Origin of the sequence: Pseudomonas taeanensis MS-3, assembly GCF_000498575.2 — a bacterium.
GTDB classification, from domain to species: domain Bacteria; phylum Pseudomonadota; class Gammaproteobacteria; order Pseudomonadales; family Pseudomonadaceae; genus Aquipseudomonas; species Aquipseudomonas taeanensis.
The window spans coordinates 1-3546 of sequence record NZ_AWSQ01000019.1 but is presented as its reverse complement, the minus strand read 5'-3'; the positions used below and the strand labels follow the sequence as shown (position 1 = coordinate 3546).

Annotated in this window: 4 protein-coding genes and 1 pseudogene; all 5 read left to right on the top strand. The window is 60.4% G+C overall.

Going from position 1 to position 3546, the window contains the following annotated elements; translation table 11 throughout:
• Positions 1-233 (top strand): annotated as a pseudogene (locus TMS3_RS24380) (cytochrome C oxidase Cbb3); the annotation flags it as partial.
• Positions 233-841 carry a cytochrome-c oxidase, cbb3-type subunit II gene (ccoO, locus tag TMS3_RS24375; RefSeq protein ID WP_025166429.1) on the top strand — a complete coding sequence of 203 codons (609 nt, stop codon included), beginning with the start codon at positions 233-235 and terminating at the stop codon, positions 839-841. The pseudogene TMS3_RS24380 and the gene ccoO, both read left to right, overlap by 1 nt.
• Before the next feature lie 19 nt (positions 842-860).
• Positions 861-1031 (top strand): CcoQ/FixQ family Cbb3-type cytochrome c oxidase assembly chaperone, encoded by a 171-nt coding sequence (locus tag TMS3_RS24370; RefSeq protein ID WP_025166430.1) that lies wholly within the window; start codon positions 861-863, stop codon positions 1029-1031.
• The gene (ccoP, locus tag TMS3_RS24365) at positions 1028-1975 is read left to right on the top strand and encodes a cytochrome-c oxidase, cbb3-type subunit III (protein ID WP_025166431.1); all 948 of its coding nucleotides are present in this window, start codon (positions 1028-1030) and stop codon (positions 1973-1975) included. The genes TMS3_RS24370 and ccoP overlap by 4 nt, the downstream gene beginning before the upstream one ends.
• A 380-nt stretch (positions 1976-2355) precedes the next feature.
• A partial coding sequence (ccoN, locus tag TMS3_RS24360) for a cytochrome-c oxidase, cbb3-type subunit I (RefSeq protein ID WP_025167892.1) occupies positions 2356-3546 on the top strand: 1191 nt, incomplete at its 3' end.

Sequence of the window (3546 nt, the reverse complement as noted above, 5' to 3'; positions counted from 1 at the left end):
GCATCGCCCAAGGCCTGATGTGGCGCGCAGTCAACGAGGACGGCACCCTCACCTACTCCTTCGTCGAAGCCCTGGAGGCCAGTCATCCTGGCTTCGTGGTGCGGGTCATCGGTGGCGCGATCTTCTTCTTCGGCATGCTGTTGATGGCTTACAACACCTGGCAGACCGTACGCGCCACGAAACCTGCCGAGCTAGCAGCTGCCGAACAGTTTTCGCTTGAGGGAGCCCACTGATGAAACACGAAGTCATCGAGAAGAATATCGGCCTGATGGCACTGTTGATGGTGCTGGCCGTCAGCATCGGCGGCCTGACCCAGATCGTTCCGCTGTTTTTCCAGGATGTCACCAACGAGCCGGTAGCGGGCCTCAAGCCCTATACCGCGTTGCAACTGGAAGGGCGTGACGTCTATATCCGCGAGGGCTGCGTGGGCTGTCACTCGCAGATGATCCGTCCGTTCCGCGCCGAAACCGAGCGCTACGGTCACTACTCGGTGGCCGGCGAGAGCGTCTGGGATCACCCCTTCCTCTGGGGCTCCAAACGCACCGGCCCGGATCTGGCCCGAGTCGGCGGCCGCTACTCGGACGAATGGCACCGCGCGCACCTGTTCAACCCGCGCAACGTGGTACCGGAATCGAAGATGCCGGCCTATCCCTGGCTGGTCGAGAACACTTTCGATGGCAAGGGTACCGATACCAAGCTCAAGGCCATGCGTACTCTCGGCGTGCCCTACAGCGATACCGACATCACCGGCGCCGCTGCGGCAGTCAAGGGCAAGAGTGAAATGGACGCACTGGTTGCCTACCTGCAAGTACTCGGCATCGCAGTGAAGAGCAAGAGGTAAGCCCATGTCTCTCGACTTTATGGATATCGGCACCCTCCGCGGCCTGGGCACCGCCTTGGTTCTGCTGGCTTTCAGCAGCGTGACTCTGTGGGCCTACTCCAGTAAACGCCAAGCGGCTTTTGCCGAAGCCGCACACCTACCCTTTGCCGACGAACCCACGCCTGCCGCATCAAGGAGCACCACCCCATGAGCACTTTCTGGAGCTGGTATATCGCGCTGTTGACCATCAGCACTCTGCTCGCGCTGTTCTGGTTGATCTTCGCCACGCGCAAGGGCGAGCAGCCTGGCGAGACCGAGCAAACCATGGGACATTCCTTCGACGGCATCGAGGAATACGACAACCCGCTACCCAGGTGGTGGTTCATGCTGTTTCTCGGCACCCTGTTGTTCGCCGCCGGTTACCTGGTGCTCTACCCGGGTCTGGGCAATTGGAAAGGCCTGCTGCCCGGCTATCACAACGGCTGGACCCAGGTCGCCCAGTGGCAACGCGAAGTGGATCAGGCCGAGCAGCTATATGGACCGATCTTCGCCAAGTATGCGGCGATGCCTCTGGATCAGGTGGCCAACGACCCACAGGCGTTGAAAATGGGTGGCCGCCTGTTCGCCACTTATTGCTCGATCTGCCATGGCTCTGACGCCAAAGGCACAGTGGGCTTTCCCAACCTGACCGACCGCCATTGGCGCTGGGGCGGCGAGCCCGAAACCATCAAGACCAGCATCCTGCAGGGTCGCACCGGCATGATGCCGGCCTGGGGGCAGGTACTCGGCGAAGAAGGCGTCAAACAGGTCGCGGGCTATGTCCGCCATAAGCTGGCTGGCCTGCCCTTGCCGAAAGACCAGTCAATCGACCTGGAACAAGGCGCGCAGCTGTTCACTAGCAACTGCACGGCCTGCCATGGAGCCGCGGGAACGGGCATGGCCATGCTCGGCGCGCCGGACCTGACCCAGCCCAGTGGCTGGATCTACGGTTCCGGCCTGGCTCAACTGCAACAAACCATCCGCTACGGGCGTAACGGCCAGATGCCCGCCCAGGAACAATACCTGGGTAACGACAAGGTTCACCTGTTGGCGGCATACATATTGAGCCTCGGGCGAGAACAAGTACCGCCCACCGAGCAACTGACCGAGCGATAAGCCAAACCTGGCGGTATCACCAGTACCGCCAGCCTCCTTTCCCCTCCTGGCAAGAACCCTGCTCGCCAATAAAGTGCCTTGCGCACTGATGCGACTGAGTGTCGCACCTCAACATCCAAGCCCTGCCCCAGGGTGACTTGGACTAAGCGGCCCTGTAATCACCGCCCTCCCTAACCCTAAGGCGATTGCCCTCTTCGCATGGTGCCGGCAGGGGACCTTCGGGAAGCGACACAGCGTTGCCAAACTGCGCAAAAACGCGCGCCTGAAGCCTTTGAAAGCCCGCATGTATCGGCGTGTGTCGTTGCAATGACTACCTGCTTTCTACATACTTGCCGCCGTTTTTTGCCCCTCTAAAACTCCATTAACCGTGGAACCCCAGCATGAGCACAGCAATCAGTCAGACTGCTTATAACTACAAGGTGGTTCGCCAGTTCGCCGTTATGACGGTGATCTGGGGAGTCATTGGCATGGGTCTAGGCGTGTTCATCGCCTCACAACTCGTGTGGCCAGAACTCAACTTTGGCCTGGAGTGGACGAGCTTCGGCCGTCTGCGTCCGCTGCACACCAACGCGGTGATCTTCGCCTTTGGCGGTTGTGCGCTGATGGCAACTTCATTCTATGTGGTGCAGCGCACCAGTCAGGTCCGCCTGATTTCCGATTCCTTGGCGGCGTTCGTCTTCTGGGGTTGGCAAGCTGTGATCGTGCTGGCGGTGATTACCCTGCCCCTGGGTTACACCAGCACAAAGGAATACGCTGAGCTCGAGTGGCCGATCGACATCCTCCTGGGTATCGTCTGGGTCGCTTATGCAGTGGTGTTCTTCGGCACTATCGTCAAGCGCAAGACCAAGCACATCTATGTCGGCAACTGGTTCTTCGGTGCCTTCATCCTGGTGACCGCGCTGCTGCACATCGTCAACAGCGCCGCGGTTCCAGTCAGCCTGTTCAAGTCCTATTCGGCTTACTCGGGCGCTACCGACGCGATGATCCAGTGGTGGTACGGCCATAACGCCGTGGGCTTCTTCCTGACCACCGGCTTCCTCGGCATGATGTATTACTTCGTACCGAAGCAGGCCGAGCGCCCGATCTACTCCTATCGCCTGTCCATCGTGCACTTTTGGGCGCTGATCACCCTGTACATCTGGGCCGGTCCGCACCACCTGCATTACACCGCTCTGCCGGACTGGGCGCAGAGCCTCGGCATGGCCATGTCGATCATCCTCCTGGCCCCGAGCTGGGGCGGCATGATCAACGGCATGATGAGCCTGTCCGGCGCCTGGCATAAGCTGCGCACCGACCCGATCCTGCGCTTTCTGGTGGTATCGCTGGCCTTCTACGGCATGTCCACCTTCGAAGGCCCGATGATGGCGATCAAGACGGTCAACGCCTTGTCGCATTACACCGACTGGACCATCGGCCACGTACACGCCGGTGCCCTCGGCTGGGTCGCCATGGTGTCCATCGGTTCGCTGTATCACATGATCCCCAAGCTCTACGGTCGCGCGCAGATGCACAGCATCGCCCTGATCAACCTGCACTTCTGGCTAGCCACCATCGGCACCGTGCTGTACATC

Bases quoted from the DNA above. Each gene is read 5' to 3' on its own strand.
- TMS3_RS24370 (WP_025166430.1), top strand. From the start codon at position 861: ATGGATATCGGCACCCTCCGCGGCCTGGGCACCGCCTTGGTTCTGCTG.
- ccoO (WP_025166429.1), top strand. From the start codon at position 233: ATGAAACACGAAGTCATCGAGAAGAATATCGGCCTGATGGCACTGTTG.
- ccoP (WP_025166431.1), top strand. From the start codon at position 1,028: ATGAGCACTTTCTGGAGCTGGTATATCGCGCTGTTGACCATCAGCACT.